The organism is Peribacillus simplex (genome assembly GCF_001542915.1).
Taxonomy (GTDB): Bacteria; Bacillota; Bacilli; order Bacillales; family DSM-1321; genus Peribacillus; species Peribacillus simplex_B.
Genome location: NZ_LNNH01000055.1, coordinates 23983 through 42557, shown reverse-complemented (window position 1 = coordinate 42557; position 18575 = coordinate 23983). Strand labels below are relative to the sequence as shown.

Here is an 18575-nt window from a genome sequence, read left to right as displayed (position 1 = left end):
AGGAGGAATAGTGCCATGTACATTGATGTGATTCTTAGCCCGTGTGAAGGTACGCTTGAAAAAATTTCACTATCCGAAAATTCCAGATTTTACGAATGGGAACAACTATTTCAAATCAAGAAAGCGGATGGGAGTGTGGAGATCATAGAAATTGGCGTCAGCGGGGAAATACAATCATTGGAGGTAATGGAGGGGGAAGAAGTGGTGACAGGGGAGGTCCTTGCTTATTTTAAAGAAGACTTATTCGTGACCGGCAGCGATTAATGATAAGCGAAAGAAGATGAAATGACTCATCTTCTTTTTTTGTTTTTCCGAAATCCTTCCCAGCTCTCTGGTTAGGGACAGCGATCGATGGGGTGGAATGGTCATGGTCCCCTATATCCTAATTTGGAAGAAATCCGACTGCCTGTTTCCATCACATGTTGAATGAGGAAATCCAGTCTGTCCTCTGTCAGATTAAAGCTGACAAATCCGATACTCACTGCCCCATGCACTTCCCCGAAATGGTTTAAGATCGGAACGGCCACAGAAGAGGTTCCTTCCGTTCTTTCATTGTGGCTGATGCCATATCCTCTTACTTTCGTTTCTTTCAAGATATCCCATAATGCGGCTCTTTCATCTTCAGGAACAAGAGCATCTATGATTTCGTTCGCTTGGATATATGGCATGTAGGCTAGCATTGCCTTATTGGCGGCACCGATATGCATCGGGATCCGTGAGCCGAGCTGATCATATACGCGAATTTGGCTTTTTTCACTATCGATACGTTCGATGATGAGGGACTCCATTTCCATTGGCTGGCTAAGGTAGACACTTTCTTTCACCCTATTCATCAGCCTTTCCAGCTCTGGCCTGATTTGACTGATATAATCCATTTTGTCATACATCCTCAGGCCATATTCGAGCCAAATATTCCCCAAACCATAGTGTTTGGATTGCTCATCTTGTTGAATGAGGCCGTGCTTGGACATGGCTTTTAACAAGCGGTGCATGGAACTTACCGGAAGCTCACATTCTTGGGAGAGATCCGTAATGGCAAGCCCATTTACCGATGAATTGGAAACTAATACGTTAATGACATTCATCGCACGGTCAATCGATTGCATAAACATTCCACCTATCTTTCCATACAGAAGTCATGAAGATTATATTATTTGAATATTTAAAACATATTGACATTATACCATAAAAAATTTTATAATTTAATAAAAATTCCTATTAACGGAAATGTTTTCCGCATAGTGGAAAAGGAGGAGAGGAAGTGTCATATTGTTCATCAATGTACAAATCTTTGCAACGTGTCATTGTAAAACATCCGAATGATGCGTTCATTAGTCAGGCGCATTTAAGTGATGAATGGCAAAGATTCAATTTTTCCGAAGAGCCGGATTTAAAAGAAGCCGCAAGAGAGTTTGCTGATTTCATTTCCATTTTGGAGAAGTATGTTCCCGACATCAGTTACTTGCCAGCATCGAAGGAAGTGGGCATTGACTCCCTGTACGCGCATGACCCTGTCAAGTTCACAAGCGAAGGAGCGATCCTTTTAAAGTCGGGGAAAAAACTCAGGCAGCCAGAGGCCGCTGTATACAAGCATTTTTGCATGGAAAATAACATCCCGATCATAGGCGAACTAACGGGTGATGCGGTCGCGGATGGCGGTGATTTGGTTTGGCTTGATGATAGGACTCTAGTTGTAGGACATGGTTACCGGACAAACGCCGAGGCAATTAGGCAATTAAAAGAAATGACGGCCCATTTAGTGGATGAATTCATCGTAGTCCAGCTTCCCCATGATCAAGGGGAGGCAGAGTGTCTTCACCTCATGTCTTTCATTAGCATGATTGACCATGATTTGGCTGTCGTTCATTCACGGCTCATGCCAGTCTACTTCAGAAAACTCCTCATTGAACGGGGAGTTCAGCTAATAGAGGTACCGGAAGAAGAGTACATGAATCTTGGCTGCAATGTGCTTGCATTAGCTCCGCGGGTTTGTGTAATGACTGCCGGGAATGAATATACGAAGCAAAAGCTTCTCGATGCGAAAGCCACGGTATATGAATATAAAGGAACTGAAATCAGTTATAAGGGCACGGGCGGGCCTACCTGTTTAACTTGCCCGGTAGTTCGAAAAAAATAGTGAATAATGGGGGAATGAGCTTTGTATAAACATGTCATCGTAAAAACACCAGGTAGAAGTTATGTAAATGGATTAACAACATCGGACCTGGGTACGCCCGACTATGATATAGCATTGGAACAGCATGCCGCTTATGTGGAAGCATTGGAAAAATGCGGGGTCGAGGTGACGCACCTCCCGGCAAATGAGGAGTTTCCAGATTCGACATTCGTAGAAGATACGGCTGTCATTACCCCTGAATTTGCGGTCATAACGAATCCGGGGGATGCTACCAGAAACAAGGAAATAGTGGAAATGGAACCCGTCTTGAAGGAGTTTCATGAAACCATTCACCATATACATGCTCCGGGAACTTTAGATGGGGGAGATGTGCTTCAAGTCAATGACCATTTTTATATTGGCATTTCCGAGCGTACAAATGAGGAAGGTGCACAGCAGTTAAAGAGAATCGTAGAATCCGAAGGCTATAAAGGGACGATTGTTCCGTTAAAAGAGTTCTTCCATTTAAAAACGGGAATTGCCTACCTAGGAGATGATTTGATCGTTGCGGCTGGGGAGTTCATCGAACATCCAGACTTTGCCCAATATAAGAAAATCATCGTTTCAGCTGAAGATGAATACTCGGCGAACTGCATTCTCGTCAATGATTATGTCATTATCCCTAGCGGATATGATCAGACGAAAAGTAAATTGAATGAAGCTGGATATAAAACGATCGAGCTGGAAATGTCAGAGTTCCGGAAGCAGGATGGCGGATTGAGCTGTTTATCGCTTCGCTTCTAATAAAGGTGAATGAAGGAAGCATGCCTCCATGCTTCCTTGCATTTGATGACAAACGGAAAGAGGGATTTCAATGGTCCAATTAAGATGGGGAACTCCGGAAAAACTGCGTGCATTACTATGTGAGCTTGTGAGCTGGGAAAGCAGGACGCTTACAGAAGGTGAAATCACGTTTCCTTATAAAGTCCAGGAGAAATTAGGCGATCTTGATTTTTTTAAGAAGAATCCTGCCAATTTATCACTTCATGAAGTGGATATGGGAAGGCATTTCGTCCATGCTTTTTATAAGCATCCTGAAGCGGACGAGACAATTGTTTTGATAAGTCATTTCGATACGGTACAGACGGAGGAATATGGTGATCTCGAGATGCTGGCCTTTCAGCCGGAACAGCTCACGAAAAAACTCCTTGATCGAAAAGATGATCTGCCGGAAGAGGCGCGCATCGACCTCGAATCGGGTAACTACCTGTTTGGGCGTGGAACGATGGATATGAAAATGGGGCTAGCCCTACACATGGCCCTCATCGAAAAAGCAAGCATCGAAAAGTGGCCGGTCAATCTTTTACTGCTGACCGTTCCAGACGAAGAAGTCAATTCTGCTGGCATGAGGGCGGCAGTCAAGGAGCTTGTTGCGCTGCGTGATAAGTATCGTCTTTCATATAAGATGTTTCTCAATAGTGAACCATCTTTTTCACAGAAACCTGGAGACGAGACCCATTATATTTACTCGGGAACGATGGGGAAAATCATGCCGGCAGCGCTTTTTTATGGAAAGGAAACACATGTGGGAGAGCCATTGAAGGGGATGACAGCTAACTATATGGCCTCGTTCCTTACACAGCTAATGGAGTGGAACACTTCTTTTTTGGAAAGCGATTTCTCGGAAAAAACACCTTTGCCAGTATCGCTTCAGCAAAAAGATCTCAAATTGCAGTATTCAACACAAACGCCTTACCGCGCAGCAGCGCTTTATAATGTTTTCATCATGAAGAGAAGCGCTGGGGAAATCATGGATATTTTCGAGAAGGTTGCAGAGGAAGCGGCGATCAGGTGCAATGAGTCCTATAAGGCCTTATGCATTCGTGAACGGATTGAAGGGGTAGGTGAAGTTCAGGTGCTTCGCTACGAAAAACTCCTATCCTATGCCGTGGGGAAATTCGGGGCGAATCTTGTTGAGCAAATTAAAGGAGAGGTCCAGGCAAATGGGGATTGGGATGAGCGGGAAAAATCACTGCGGATCGTAGAAAAACTGATGATACAATGCCAGGAGCTTGCACCTGCCATTGTATTGCTGTTTGCGCCGCCGTATTATCCTGCCGTCAATACATCAAGTGATCCGCTTGTCATCGAGTCCGTTAAACTATTAAAGGAAACGGCGCAATTGTTTAATGAAGAAATCAGCCAGGTTCATTATTTCAATGGTCTTTGTGACCTGAGCTATGTCCAATATAAAGATGAATCGGATGGCTGGACCGCTTTTGAGAAGAACACGCCAGTTTGGGGGGATAGTTACAGCATTCCTTTTGCCGATATGCTAAAACTTCAGGCGCCGGTGCTCAATGTAGGTCCGTTCGGAAAGGATGCACACCAGCGAACTGAGCGGCTTCATATCGATAGTGCCTTCATTCATACGCCTCTCATGCTGGAAGTGTTAATAAAGAGCATGATCAAAGTCAAGGATGCGCATTGATCCCCAGCAGAAAAAGCAAGGATTACTTTGATAAAAGGTCCAAGTTGCAGCTCATAAAGGAGAAAATATATGGGAGGGTCAAATATGGATAACCTACCAAACGAGCAAATCACATCCGAGCCGCTTAATCCTAAAAATAATGTGCCGAACCAACTATCCGAGTTACCGGAAAAAGGAATCAACCCTTTTGTGTTAATGTTCATCGTCATCGTAATTGTGACGATATTAACCTACATATTGCCTGCTGGCCAATATGAGAGGATTGAACAAGATGGTCGAAGTGTCGTCGATCCAACGTCCTTTGAATTTATCGATTCAAAACCAGTAGGGCTATTGCAAATGTTCAGCAGCATTCACGCTGGAATGATCGAAGGGTCATCGATCATCTTGTTTGTCTTTTTATTTGGAGGGGCACTTGGAATCATGCAGGCAACAGGGGCACTTGATTCATTCATCAAATTCGTGGCGGTCCGATTCGGGACAAAAGAAAAATTGCTTATTCCGTTGATGGTATTGATTTTCGCATCATTAGGGACATTGATAGGTTCAGCTGAAGATGCGCTCGTCTATATCGCGATCATCGTTCCGATGACGATTGCCTTGGGCTTCGACGCCCTCACGGGGTTTGCGATCGTCATCCTAGGAACCTTGGCAACGGGATTTATTTCCGGAATCACCAATCCATTCAATGTTGGGGTCGCCCAAAGCATTGCGGAACTGCCCATGTATTCGGGAATGGGGTTGAGAATTGCAATCCTTGCTGTGTTTTACGTCATCACCGTTTTATATATATATTTTCATGCCATGAAAGTGAAACGAAATCCTGAATTAGGTGAATACGGTAAATTCAGGCGTGAAGATCATACGATGGTTGATGAAGACTTCAAGATGAGTATACGACATTCCATGGCTTTATTCGTCTTATTGCTGAATTTCATACTATTAATCTATGGTGTCATTAAACTAGGCTGGTATATAAGCGAAATTGGCGGGTTGTTCTTATTGAGCGCGATCATCATGGGAATGATCGGGGGCTTATCAGCATCCAAGATGGCCAATGGCTTTATCTCAGGAGCGGGCGATATGGTTTCGGGGGCATTGATTATAGGGGTTGCGCAGACGATCTTGGTCATCATTACAAGCGGCGGCCTGCTGGATACGATTTTATATTATGCGGCAGGAATGGTCGAGCATCTACCGCCCGCCATCAATGCACTTGGAATGTTCATTGTGCAAATGTTCCTTAACTTCATCGTTCCGTCCGGTAGCGGCCAAGCAGCATTGACGATGCCGATTATGGCGCCGTTGGCGGATATAATGGGAGTGACAAGACAAACTGCCGTATTGGCTTTCCAATTGGGGGACGGGATATCGAATATGATATTCCCAACGTCTGGAGTGCTTTTGGCCGGTCTTGCCGTAGCGGGAATCTCATTTACGAAATGGGTGAAATGGGTGCTTCCTTTCCTTATCATCCAGATTGCCGTGGCGATAATTTTTTTAATCATTGCCCAAAGCATTCAATATGGTCCTTTTTAAATAATATCAGAATTTTCCAAATTAACAATCAAGGAGGCCTTTTATGTTGAAGCATGTACAGGAGACGATGGTTGATGAGGTGATTTCGTGGAGACGCCATTTTCACGAAAACCCTGAACTCTCGTACGAGGAGCACGAGACTTCAGAATATATCTACACGATATTAAGCGCCCTTTCAGGATTAGAAGTGACTAGGCCGACCAAGACAAGCGTCATGGCGGTTCTCAAAGGAGACAAGGCTGCGGCGCAAAAACAGAATATCATCGCATTTCGTGCAGATATTGATGCTCTTCCGATCGAAGAGGAAACAGAATTGGAATGTAAATCAAGAAATCCTGGCGTCATGCATGCATGCGGACATGATGCGCATGCAGCGATGTTATTGGGTGCGGCCAAAATCCTTTCTGAAAAAAAAGCAGCCATCAATGGGGAAATCAGGTTCATTTTCCAGCACGCCGAAGAGGTTTTGCCAGGGGGAGCTCAAGAGTTGGTGAAAAAAGGGGTCATGGAAGGAGTCGATTTTGCATTTGCCCTTCATGTTACTCCTTATGAAAGAACAGGGACGATATGTTTAAGGGACGGAGTGTTCTGTGCAGCAGCAGATGACTTTGAAATCAAGATCATTGGTCAGGGCGGACATGCTTCGACCCCTGAATTGACGATCGACCCGCTAATGATCGGTGCAGAAATGACAACCAATATTCAAAACATCGTCTCCAGAAAGATTTCCGCCCTTAGGGCACCCGTCATTTCAATCACTCAGTTTCATGCTGGAAGTGCGCTCAATGTCATTCCGGAATATGCTGAAATCGGCGGTACGATTCGCTCCTTACACTCCGATAGCCGAGTGAAGGCTAGGGAGTACTTGGAGCAAATCGTCAAAGGTGTTACCGAGGCTCATGGAGCAAGATACGAATTAACTTGGCATTTAGGTTATCCAGCCGTAGTGAATGATAAGGCTGCCGTTGATATTTCGCGAACGGTCATGGGAGAGATTTTTGAAGAAAAACAGATCATTGTGGTCGATGATCCGATGTTTGGAACGGAAGATTTTTCGGCGTTTTCAGAAATCGTTCCAGCTTCCATGCAGTTCCTTGGGGTTCATAGTGATGAGTTGGGAAAAGCTTACCCTTTACACCATCCTAAATTTAAAATCGACGAAAGGGCCTTGGAGTATGGTGTAAGATATTTTGTCGGGATTGCCGATAAATTGTGCGGTCAGCAGCCATCCATTAAAGGAAGCATGGCGGGTGAGCCAAAAACGGGTAACATGGCCGAATGAATCGCGGCTGTCCGGAATTCACTCCGGATTAAAATTTTAGATAGCCGGGAGAAGATAGTTAATTGATAAGATAAGGACGTGGAAATTATGGGGAATGGACTGGAGAAAGATGATCAACTGCAGCGCTCAATGAAGCGGCGCCATTTATTCATGCTTTCGCTTGGCGGCGTAATCGGTACGGGCCTTTTTCTGAATGCAGGCTATACCATTAATCAAGCAGGTGCAGGAGGGGCTTTGATTGGTTATTTAGCGGGCGGTATCATTTTATATATGGTCATGGTCTGTCTTGGAGAACTGGCGGTTCATATGCCGGTTACTGGTTCCTTCCAAAAATACGCGGCTGAATATATTGGGCCATCCGCCGGATTTTCACTTGGTTGGATGTATTTCGTCGGCTCGGCTGCAACTGCGGGTGTTGAATTTACAGCAGCAGGAATCTTAATGAAGCACTGGTTTCCCCACGTTCCCACCTGGATATGGTGTGCGGTGTTCATTCTGCTTTTATTCTCCTTGAATGCCTTGACGACCAGAGGGTTCGCAGAGGCTGAATATTGGTTCTCCGGAATAAAAATCATTGCCGTAATCTTGTTCATCTTAATAGGAATCGCTGGCATCTTTGGTTTCGTCTCTTTATCGGATCGTCCGACCCCATTCTTTGAGAATCTTGCTCCTTCCGGTCTTTTTCCAGCAGGGGGGATAACGATTATCTTTGTTACCATGATGAATGTCATATTCTCATATCAAGGCTCGGAACTGATCGGAATCGCAGCGGGGGAGAGTGAAAAACCGGAAGAGAACATCCCTAAGGCAATTCGCAATGTCCTTTTTAGAATCATCGTCTTTTACCTTGCATCCATCATCATCCTTTCAGCGATATTCCCTTCGTCGGAATTGGGCTTATTGGAAAGTCCATTTGTTACCTTGATGAAGATAGCGGGGGTACCTTATGCAGCAGGCATCATGAACTTCATCATTTTGACAGCGATACTTTCCGTCGGGAATTCGTGTCTATATGCCTCAACACGATTGCTTTGGGCGATGGCCCATGATGGAATGGCACCAAAGGTTTTCGGTTTATTATCCAAAAGGAAAGTGCCTTTGAATGCCCTTTTATTCACCATAATCTTTTCACTATTATCGTTATTGACCAGTTTCATGGCTGCTGATACGGTGTTCGTTTTGCTCATGTCGATTGCGGGCATTTCCGTTACGATCTCCTGGATGGGGATTGCCTTATCACAATATATGTTCCGCAGGAAATTTATAAAAGCCGGCGGGAAAACGGAGGAGTTACAATACAAAGTGCCTTTTTATCCTTTTGTCCCTTTGTTTTGCTTAGGCTTTTGTTTAATGGTATTAGTATTCCTTGCTTTTGATCCGACTCAACGGGTTGGCTTGTTCTACGGAATCGGATTTTTGGCAGCCTGCCTTTTATTCTATAAGTTCAAATTGGCCAAGAAGATTCCGTCAACGATGCAAATGGAAAATGGTAATGAGAAATTGATGTAGTCATGAGAAATGACTCGTTCGCAGAAATGGCGAACGGGTCATTTTTTCATATTAAAGGTTCTTTTGCCGTACTCACAGGGTACTGTCAGAACAAAATAAAATAGATTGACAATTATATAGAAGCCCTTTAAGATTAAATAAATACTACTTATTAGAATAAACAGATAAATAGTATTTATTTTCTCCCTATAAATTCAAAGGAGGCTGGTAATGGGTAAGTTGATTCTTTCGTCATAAAGAAAAGGCAAACGATTACTGGATTTTCGTGAGATATGACTCCCATTCTCATTTAAGACCCGTTACCATGTATACTGTTGGTAAAGGTATAAGAAAGGGAGGCAATGCAGGCAATGCAAAATAGAAGTGAAGAATTGGTCCATGAGCTTGGACGGAAAATCGTGAACGGAGAATACCTTCCTGGCGAAATATTGCCAAAGGCTGAAGTATTGAGTGAAATGCATGGAGTCAGTCGAACTGTGGTCCGTGAAGCCCTTAAGGGGTTGGCTACCCGTAAACTTATAAGGTCCAATCAAAGGTCAGGAACGAGTGTATTGCCAAGGGCCATGTGGCAGTGGTGGGATATTGATGTATTGACCTGGATCATTGAAGATGAAAACAATAGTGACTTTATCCTTCATTTGACCGATGTTCGGCTGGGGCTTGAACCAATGGCAGCAGCCTTGGCAGCTAAAAGGGCAACGGACCAAGATCATGTCAAGATCAAGGCATGCTTCGAAAAGCTTGAGCAATCTGTCGGGGACGAGAGAGCCTGGGCAAAGGCTGATTTTGAATTCCATCAAAGCATATTACACGCGTCTTATAACGACTTAATGATCGGCACCATCCAGTCCCTGCATAAAGCGCTCATAATAAGCCGTGAAAAAACGTTTCATGCGGTGAAGGAATATGCAGATCCGACCTTCGATTCTCCAACAAAGGAAGTGTTGGATCGGCATCGGGCAATATATGAGGCCGTGCTTGCACGTGATGAAGACCTGGCACGTCAAAAAATGACAGACCTGATCTTACGTGTCAAGCGGTTGCTGGAAGAGATATATGTATCATGAAGTTCTCCATGATACATGCTAATCATCATTTTTCTAAAAGAGAGGAGTAATGGAGTTGGGTATACAAGTTGTTAGATTCGAAAAAGAAAATAAAGCAAGCTGGGGGGTTGTTGCTGGAGACAAAATCCTCGTCCTTAATGAAGCATATGGCACCCTGGCCGAATTTCTCGAGAAAGGGGCCGAGAAGGCTCGTGGGATAATGAAGCAAGGAACAGCCGATTTTGTTTCATTAAAGGAAGTGAATATCCTGAGTCCGGTTACGAAACCGGCGAGGATCGTTTGCCAAGGGGCGAACTATTCCACACATCGTGCCGAGGCAGGGCTTGAAACGGGACGTCCGCCCTTTAATATGATTTTTAGTAAAGCGGACAGTTCCCTTTGTGGGGCCTACACGGAAATCGTTCGTCCTGCGCACGTGAAATTGCTGGATTATGAAATAGAGCTTGGTCTTGTGATCGGTACGGATATTACAGCGCCAGCCCATGTTACCGATAAGAACCTTCATCGATATGTGGCAGGTTTAGTCATTGTGGATGATGTCTCAGCAAGGGATATCCAGCTTCCCGAAGGTCAATGGTTAAAAGGGAAAAGCTATCGGACATTCGGCCCCACAGGTCCTTACCTTTACCTGCTTGATGAAGAAGAAATCCCGTTAATCCATGATTTAGAGGTGAATCTTTGGGTGAATGACGAATTACGTCAGTCTGCTAATACGAATCAATTATTATTTAAGCCAGCAGAAACATTAACGGAGCTAAGTGAAATCATGGACTTATCAAAAGGAGACTTGATCATTACTGGAACAACAGGCGGGGTCGCTCTAAATCTTTCAGCAGAAATCATGGGTAAAGTATCCAGTCTGGCGGTCCCTGGGCAAGAGAAACTGGATTTGCTCGTTGAGAATCAAAAAACAAGCGCAAAATACCTTCGGGATGGCGATGTAATTCGTTGTACAATCAAAAGCCAGGATGGGAAGATAGACCTTGGCGAACAGATTAATACAGTCATTCCAAGTCAAGTTGCTAGTCTCCTAAATTCTTAAGTGGATGTAAAAGGTTGGGATCGTGCATGTACCTTGTTTTGAGGTCAATCCCAGCTTTATTCCTCGCTTAAGTTAAACAGCTCGATTATTTGTATGCGCTTACAATCCGGATTTACGATATTGGTATGAATGATGGAAGGGGATGTTTTATGAAAAATGAGATTTTCGATGTAGCGATCGTCGGTTATGGTCCAGCAGGGAAATTGTTAGCAGCCTTGCTTGGCCAAAAAGGCTGGAAAGTGGGTGTGTATGAACGATTCCCAGAGGCCTTTTCATTACCTAGAGCCGTACATTATGATCATGAAGTAGCGAGGATCCTTCAAACGGTAATCCCTACGATTGATATCAAAACGATTTCCGAAAGAGTTCAAGATATGTACGAGTGGTGTAATGCGGATCATCAAGCCCTTTTAAAATTGGATTGGTCGGAGTTTGGCATCTCTGGATGGCCGCGGGATATGTTTTTCAATCAACCTGAACTGGAACGAAAAATGGATATATCGTGCAAAAGTCTATCTACAGTAAGCATCAATCTTGGATATGAGGCAGTCGGACTTTCTGAATATCAGGATAGGGTGGATTTGATCGTCAAAGATTTTCAGGGTGTACAAACAAAAGTAACAGCTCGGTATGTTGTAGGATGTGATGGATCCAATAGTTTCGTTCGTAAACAGATGGACCATACGTTCACCGATCTGGGATTTCAATCCGACTGGCTCGTGGTGGATATCATCCCAAAAGAAGAACGGGAGTGGAAACCTAGCAATCTGCAATTATGTGACCCAGCACGACCAACAACCGTGGTTTCTGGAGGACCAGGAAGGAGGCGTTGGGAATTCATGGTTCTTCCTGATGAAACAAAGGAAGAGCTTAATCATGAAGAAGTCGCTTGGCGTTTACTGGAACCGTGGAATATTTCAGCTGATAATGCGATTTTGGAGCGGCATGCCGTTTATACATTTCGGGCAATGTGGGTGGACGACTGGCGAAAAGGAAGGCTTATGTTAGCAGGCGATGCTGCTCACTTGACTCCACCGTTCATGGGGCAGGGACTATGCTCAGGGCTTCGTGATTCGAAGAATTTGGCTTGGAAGCTAGATCTTGTTTTACGCGGCGTAGCTGATGAAGCCATCCTGGATACGTATACCACAGAAAGAAAACCTCATACACAAGCGGTTATTGAAGCCGCTCTATTTTTAGGCAAGATGATTTGTGTAACCGATCCAGAAGCTGCGAAGGAAAGGGACGAAGCCTTTTTAACTGGAAAGGCACCGGAATTTCCAGAATTCCCGAACATGACGGACGGAATTCTTTATAAAAACGATGAAGCAGCCAGTGAATTGCATGCAGGTCGGTTGTCGTTGCAAAGTGAAGTGACCTACAAAGGCGTGACAAGCCTGTTGGACGATGCAGTTGGACAGGGATGGAAGGTTTTAAGTTTCCTTGACGATGCAAGCAGGTTTTTAGGGAGTGGGCAGATAGAGTTTATGGAGCAACTGGGAACAAGATTCATAACCATTATTCCGAATCAAGAAATAAGCAGGGATGCTGTAGTGGATGTAAAGGGGAAGTACGCACAGTTTTTTGATGAAACCGGATTCAAAGCGGTCATTGTCCGTCCGGACTTTTATATATTTGGTGCTGTTTCGTCATTCGATCGGCTGCCTATTTTGATCGATGATCTTTCGAGACAAATAAAGCTGAATAGGAAGACAGATAACACTAGATACATCACTCAATAAGAGAGTAAAGGGTGTGTCATCACCCTGCATGTATCTAGTCAAGATTTGTTGATTGGGTATTGCCTGTGGGAGGCAGGACCAATCATATCCGTGAATTAAGTATAGCATAACTATCGATCTATTATTAATGAATTAGCTGAATATTGGAAATCCGACTTATAAGTTTATTCATATAGCAAATGATAATGGAGGAATGAATGATGACCAAAATAAAAGTTTTTCGGTTAGCATATGCAGATTTCATGACGAAAAATCCAGAAGATATGATTAATTATTATACAAATGTAATGGGTTACCGGGTCACGGAAAAGACAGCAGGCATTACATATTTAAGTAACGGTCTCGATCATCATAATATTATCATCACACCAGCTGAAAAAACGGCCATTCGCAGCTATGGATATCAATTGGATGGCAAGCTGAGCTTGGAGGAAGTACAGGAACAATTACAATTACAGGGCATCGCATCAAAACTGAGAAAAGGAAAGCCTGGAATTGCCACGCTCATTGAATTAAATGATCCTGCTGGAAATATCATTGAATTATTTACGGACATGGAACACTCAGCTGTTGGCTATGGTTCTTCGGGTATCGTTCCCCTGAAACTTGGACATATCGCTTTTTATGCGGACAATCACAAGGAAGTGGTTCAATTTTACCAAGAATCATTAGGCTTCTGGTTTACAGATCAAATTGGTGAAGACTTTTGCAACTTTTTAACATGTAATTCGGATCATCATGTATTGAATATTGTTGCATCCAACGAGACCAGAATGCATCATATTGCCTTCCAGCTGAAAGATGCTAGTCATCAATGCAACAGTTCAGATGTATTGGCGAAACATGGCCGCCCGATACTTTGGGGACCTTCGCGCCATACGGCTGGCCATAACATTGCTTCATACCACCATGATCCAGATGGGAATATCATCGAGCTTTACACGGATCTTGATGTATTCATCCCTGAACTTGGTATGTTTGAGCCGCGTCCATGGCATAAATATTTACCGCTTAAGCCGAGAGTTTGGGAAGGTTTGAGTTCATGGGGAACTGAATTCGAAGTGGATTTGGCAAAAGTTTAAGAGTATAGGGCGAGCGGTGATCGATCGTTAAAGCGGCAACAGAATGGGGCAGTCTTTTTCTCTACCTCTGATCATGAATTGGACTTTTCATTTTCCAGATGCTTATTCTCAGTGATCTAATGGATTAGGAGGGGGCAGGAGGAGAAATCCATGAATGCCTGAAGTTCAATTTAAAGTATGTTATGTAGGAGCCAATTGGAGGGTTGGCTCCTCTTGTTTTCAAGCATCAGGTAATGAACACAAGCTGCAGACATCCGGAAAGCTGAACCTGATATGGTGTAGGCGGTTATCACCTGGCCTATTTCAAATGCTACAGTAGCGGACTCGCATTAAAAAAATTCCCCTAAGATTCAGTTCCAAGGGGAATTTTTAAGAATGTAAGCTTCTTAATCAATATCCTGTTAAAGGGGGGAAGGTGATGTTCCCCAGGATGACATCCTTTTTTGCACCTGTAGCGCAGGGGACATTACTTGGTTTGCCATGAAACGTCTCGTTTGCAAGCAAGGCAAATGCTACGGCTTCTTTTGCTTCAGATGAGTATCCGAGTTCTTCCTGCGTGAGGACGGTTATGGAATCTCCAAGCAATGAGCGGATCATTTCAATTAACGTGTTATTGTAGCTGCCGCCCCCGCCGATGATCACTTCTTCTATGTCGGTTTTCGGCAGGATGAATGCTCGATAGTTGTCGACGATGGACTTGGCGGTAAACATCGTTACCGTCGCTAAGATGTCTTCGCCCGGAAGCGTGTTGAATTTCCTTAATAGGGTTTCAACATATTGTTTGCCGAACAGCTCCCTGCCTGTCGACTTTGGTGGCTGGCTCATAATATAGGGGTGGCTAAGGCAATAAGCTAATAGCTCTTCATTCATTTGCCCCTGCTTCGCCATTTTCCCGCCTTCATCATATTTCCTATGAAATAACTGGCGGCATACCTCATCAATGATCATATTGCCTGGACCGGTATCGAAGGCATACATGTCTTCGAGGGTGGCTTGCTTGGGCAGCACCGTCACATTTCCGATTCCCCCGATATTTTGAAGCAATCTCCCCTTCGTTTCACTTCTGTAAAGAACATATTCGGTATAAGGTACGAGCGGGGCACCCTGACCGCCAGCGGCCATGTCCATGGTGCGGAAATTGGATATGACTGGTGTATTCGTATCGTAAGCTATCACGGCTGGTTCCCCAATTTGAAGGGTTGACGGAACCAGGTTCTTTTCCCGCAAAGGCTGATGATAGATCGTTTGTCCATGGCTTCCTATTAGATCCAGGTGCTCCAGGGGAAGTCCGGCTTTCTTGCAAACTTCCTTGGTTGCCTCTGAAAATAATTTTCCTAACTTGAAATTCAAACTGCAAATCAATTGCACATTGGATGTATCAACGGATAAAGACTGAACGATTTCTTCTTCCACGGCTTTCGGAAAAGGGTAGGTGATGAATTCGATCATTTCAATTTCCGTCTTCAGGCCGCTATCATTCACACGAACAAGTGCCGCATCGATGCCATCCAATGAGGTTCCGGACATTAATCCTACTATGTACATTTTCATGCCACCCATCTTTGCTAGTTTTATCATAACAAGGAATGTTATCTTACCTTTATTTTAATCTGCTTGGTTTGTTTGCTTTCATTGTGGGTACGGTCCAAGGCAGTCACTACATAAGTGTAAGTCTTTCCTTTTTCGACGGTACGGTCGTTGAACGATTGATCATCCTTTTCTTTGTGGACTGTAGCCAGTAAGTTCGTTGAATCCTCAAGATTTCCTTCATGCTTCCCATCAAAACGATAAATGGCATAATAAGATGCATCTGAATGCTTGTGGTCGCGAATCTTGAATTGGATTTCGGCCCCCTTCTGCTTTGCCTTGCCAACCTTAGGAGCTTTTGGCGCTTCATTATCTATCCAAGACATCGATGGAACCAAGGCAGGATGGCGGTAAATGTCTTCACGTAAACGGTCTGCTATCCCGAGGGGGTTATTCCGTAAATCTTTTGCACTGAAATGCATGCTGCCATCGAACTCTTTAAAAGATCGATTTAATTTTATCTGGTTTGGCAGTTCTTCCGGATCAAACCAGTTTTGCACGCCGTTGGACTCCGTATTGATTTTGTAATCTGCCTGTCCAATATAGAGCTGGACATTTTTACCTTTGACTTCTTTTGTCCACCAATCAAGAAGCTTCGCATAGTCGGCTACGGGCAATCCTATGTTCCAGTATAATTGAGGCGCAATGTAATCGATGTAGCCATTATTGATCCATGTTCGTGTATCCGCATATAAATCATCATAATTGGTTTGCCCGGCAGCGGTGTCCGAGCCTGTTGGATCAACCGCTTTGTTACGCCAGACGCCAAATGGACTGATACCAAACTTCACATAAGATTTTTCCGCCTTGATTTGTTCATTAATATGTTTAACTAGATTGTTAACATTGTCCCTGCGCCAATCTTCTACATTCGAAAATTCAGCTGCGCCATACCTTTGATAGGAGTCATCATCTGGAAAAGGTATGCCGGCAATCTTATAAGGGTAGAAATAATCATCCATGTGAACCGCGTCGATATCATACTTCCTAACAACTTCCATAATACCGTCAATCACGAACTGTTGTACTTCAGGGATGCCTGGATCAAAGTACAATTGCTGTCCGTAGGGGATGACCCAATTTGGATGCTTTCTGGCAGGATGGGATTCCGGTAGTTTATCAAGGTCAGAGAGTTCAGCCGTTTTTCCTAAAGGCATGGTGATTCGATAAGGATTGAACCAAGCGTGAAATTCCATATTCCGTTTGTGGGCTTCCTCAATCATGAATGCAAGGGGATTGTACCCTGGATCCTTTCCTTGTACACCTGTTAAATATTGTGACCAAAGTCCATAGCGGGAAGGATAAAAAGCATCGGCTGTCGGTTTGATCTGCATGACGACAGCATTCATCCCCATCGCTTTTTGCTCATCCAAATACTTGATGAATTCTTCTTTCTGAGCCGTAACTGTCAATCCGGGCTTCGATGGCCAGTCGATGTTTAGGACGCTTGCAATCCAGGTGGCACGAAGTTCCTGCTTAACATGGGCCGTTTTGGGAGATGGCGAGTGAGCATCTGCACCTGCCATCAAGTCAGCGGGAAGGAGAAGCGATCCCCCCACTAAAGCAGTCAGTGCCAATGAACCTAGTTTTCTTTTTGTCATTCTTCCATTCATCAATCGTACAACCTCTTTTCAGCTAGTAATTTTTATATGATTATTTGTAAGCGTTAACAAATAATGAATATACCTATTCACTTAAAAAATGAAAGGGAATGCCTGAAAATATTAAAAGTATGCAGAAATTCATAAAAATATAGAGGTATTATGCTTATTTTAAAATTAATTTTCAAAAATGTATATACGATATTGAAATTAATTTTTAGTAATGTTATATTCTTTTTAGAGATTCAACAGCATCACTACAGAAATAAAAAGGATGATAGGCATGCTAGAGCATTTAACGACAGAACGTCGTAACGAAAAGACCATGAGTTTGGATGAAATGAAAACGATTGAATTTTTAGAAGTGATGAACGAGGAAGACATGAAAGTTGCACAATGCGTTAAGAAGGAATTGCCGCAAATTTCAAAAGCCGTGGATATGATCGTTGCAGCAATGAATGCGAAGGGCAGATTGATCTATATGGGTGCCGGAACGAGTGGACGCATCGGTTTATTGGACGCCGTGGAATGTCCCCCTACCTTCAACACTGACCCCGGGGAAGTGGTGGGTCTTATAGCAGGAGGAGAAAAGGCTTTCATCAAAGCGGTTGAAGGTGCTGAAGACAGCTTTGAATTGGGACCCGAGGATTTAAAGAAAATCGAATTAACAAGCAAAGACGTTGTTGTCGGCATTGCCGCAAGCGGGCGAACGCCATATGTCATTGCCGGCCTTGAATATGCCAATCAAGTTGGCGCAGGCACGGTATCGATAAGCTGTAACAAAGGTTCAGAGATAGGGAAAATCGCCAAAGTTGCCATCGAAGTCGTAAACGGGCCTGAAGTTCTGACTGGTTCTACACGATTGAAAGCGGGCACATCCCAGAAACTAGTGTGCAACATGCTTTCCACAGCTTCAATGGTGGGCATCGGGAAAGTCTATGGGAATTTAATGGTGGATTTACAGTTGACTAATGAAAAGCTGGTCGAACGGGCAAAACGGATCATCATGGATGCCACCGACTGCAGTTATGATGTGGCAGATGAATATTTAGCAAAGGCACATTCACAGCCTAAAATTGCCATCGTGATGATTTTAACGAATGTTTCATATGAAGAAGCGACAAACCGTTTGGAAATCGGAAAAGGTTTCATAAGAAAAACGATTTAAGCTTTTTATAAAAAAAATGGGAGGAATTAATAATGAAGGTATTATTCGTATGTTCAGGTGGAATGTCAAGCGCAATCGTTGTAAGCGCTTTAAAAAAGGAAGGCGAAAAACAAGGTATGAATATTGAAGTGTTAGCAGTGGGCTCTCAAGAATTCGATTCAGAGGTCCGGAACGGCTGGGATGTTGCCATGGTGGCACCTCAGGTCAAGCATCGTTTTGACGGCTTCAAGGCATCCGCCGATGATGCGGGAGTGCCATGTGAAGCGATACCTGCCCAAGCTTACAGCCCGCTTGGCGGTCCTAAGCTTTTAAAGCTAGTAACAGAACTAGTAAAATAATGAATCACCAA

16 protein-coding genes are annotated in these 18575 nt (G+C 43.8%); 13 read left to right on the top strand and 3 right to left on the bottom strand.

What is annotated here, in order from left to right:
• Nucleotides 1–15: 15 nt before the first annotated feature.
• Nucleotides 16–264, top strand: a complete 249-nt coding sequence (locus AS888_RS21850) for a biotin/lipoyl attachment domain-containing protein (protein WP_061144199.1) — start codon at nucleotides 16–18, stop codon at nucleotides 262–264.
• A gap of 101 nt (nucleotides 265–365) precedes the next feature.
• Here AS888_RS21850 and AS888_RS21845 read toward each other — a convergent pair whose 3' ends face one another.
• Entirely contained in the window at nucleotides 366–1106 is a 741-nt protein-coding gene (locus tag AS888_RS21845; RefSeq protein WP_061144198.1) for an IclR family transcriptional regulator, read from the bottom strand.
• Between the two features lie 173 nt (nucleotides 1107–1279).
• Between AS888_RS21845 and AS888_RS21840 the strand changes: the two genes are divergently transcribed.
• The 10 genes from AS888_RS21840 (at nucleotide 1280) to AS888_RS21795 (ending at nucleotide 13870) form a co-directional block, all read left to right on the top strand.
• Entirely contained in the window at nucleotides 1280–2137 is an 858-nt protein-coding gene (locus AS888_RS21840) for a dimethylarginine dimethylaminohydrolase family protein (RefSeq protein WP_061144197.1), read from the top strand.
• Between the two features lie 21 nt (nucleotides 2138–2158).
• Nucleotides 2159–2920, top strand: a complete 762-nt coding sequence (locus AS888_RS21835) for a dimethylarginine dimethylaminohydrolase family protein (RefSeq protein ID WP_061144196.1) — start codon at nucleotides 2159–2161, stop codon at nucleotides 2918–2920.
• A 70-nt stretch (nucleotides 2921–2990) separates the two neighbouring features.
• Nucleotides 2991–4607 (top strand): M20/M25/M40 family metallo-hydrolase, encoded by a 1617-nt coding sequence (locus AS888_RS21830; RefSeq protein ID WP_061144195.1) that lies wholly within the window; start codon nucleotides 2991–2993, stop codon nucleotides 4605–4607.
• An 84-nt stretch (nucleotides 4608–4691) separates the two neighbouring features.
• A complete protein-coding gene (locus AS888_RS21825; RefSeq protein WP_061144419.1) occupies nucleotides 4692–6146 on the top strand; it encodes a YfcC family protein in 1455 nt (484 codons plus the stop codon).
• A 43-nt stretch (nucleotides 6147–6189) separates the two neighbouring features.
• Nucleotides 6190–7428 (top strand): amidohydrolase, encoded by a 1239-nt coding sequence (locus AS888_RS21820; RefSeq protein WP_061144194.1) that lies wholly within the window; start codon nucleotides 6190–6192, stop codon nucleotides 7426–7428.
• Nucleotides 7429–7515: 87 nt separating this feature from the next.
• On the top strand, nucleotides 7516–8937 hold the full coding sequence (locus AS888_RS21815; protein ID WP_061144193.1) for an amino acid permease: 1422 nt from the start codon (nucleotides 7516–7518) through the stop codon (nucleotides 8935–8937).
• 350 nt (nucleotides 8938–9287) lie between these two features.
• A complete protein-coding gene (locus AS888_RS21810; RefSeq protein ID WP_061144192.1) occupies nucleotides 9288–10004 on the top strand; it encodes a FadR/GntR family transcriptional regulator in 717 nt (238 codons plus the stop codon).
• 55 nt (nucleotides 10005–10059) lie between these two features.
• On the top strand, nucleotides 10060–11046 hold the full coding sequence (locus tag AS888_RS21805; RefSeq protein WP_061144191.1) for a fumarylacetoacetate hydrolase family protein: 987 nt from the start codon (nucleotides 10060–10062) through the stop codon (nucleotides 11044–11046).
• A gap of 149 nt (nucleotides 11047–11195) precedes the next feature.
• Nucleotides 11196–12788, top strand: coding sequence for a bifunctional 3-(3-hydroxy-phenyl)propionate/3-hydroxycinnamic acid hydroxylase MhpA (gene mhpA, locus AS888_RS21800; protein WP_061144190.1), 1593 nt, complete (start codon nucleotides 11196–11198; stop codon nucleotides 12786–12788).
• A 200-nt stretch (nucleotides 12789–12988) separates the two neighbouring features.
• Complete coding sequence (locus AS888_RS21795; protein WP_061144189.1) at nucleotides 12989–13870, top strand: VOC family protein; 882 nt, start codon at nucleotides 12989–12991, stop codon at nucleotides 13868–13870.
• 390 nt (nucleotides 13871–14260) lie between these two features.
• Here AS888_RS21795 and anmK read toward each other — a convergent pair whose 3' ends face one another.
• Together anmK and AS888_RS21785 are read right to left on the bottom strand one after the other, a co-directional pair.
• A complete protein-coding gene (gene anmK / locus AS888_RS21790; protein ID WP_061144188.1) occupies nucleotides 14261–15415 on the bottom strand; it encodes an anhydro-N-acetylmuramic acid kinase AnmK in 1155 nt (384 codons plus the stop codon).
• Nucleotides 15416–15459: 44 nt separating this feature from the next.
• A complete protein-coding gene (locus AS888_RS21785; protein WP_061144418.1) occupies nucleotides 15460–16983 on the bottom strand; it encodes a glycoside hydrolase family 10-like protein in 1524 nt (507 codons plus the stop codon).
• 349 nt (nucleotides 16984–17332) lie between these two features.
• Between AS888_RS21785 and murQ the strand changes: the two genes are divergently transcribed.
• The gene (murQ, locus tag AS888_RS21780; protein ID WP_260320332.1) at nucleotides 17333–18226 is read left to right on the top strand and encodes an N-acetylmuramic acid 6-phosphate etherase; all 894 of its coding nucleotides are present in this window, start codon (nucleotides 17333–17335) and stop codon (nucleotides 18224–18226) included.
• Nucleotides 18227–18258: 32 nt separating this feature from the next.
• Nucleotides 18259–18564, top strand: coding sequence for a PTS sugar transporter subunit IIB (locus AS888_RS21775; protein WP_061144186.1), 306 nt, complete (start codon nucleotides 18259–18261; stop codon nucleotides 18562–18564).
• The last annotated feature ends 11 nt before the right edge of the window (nucleotides 18565–18575 follow it).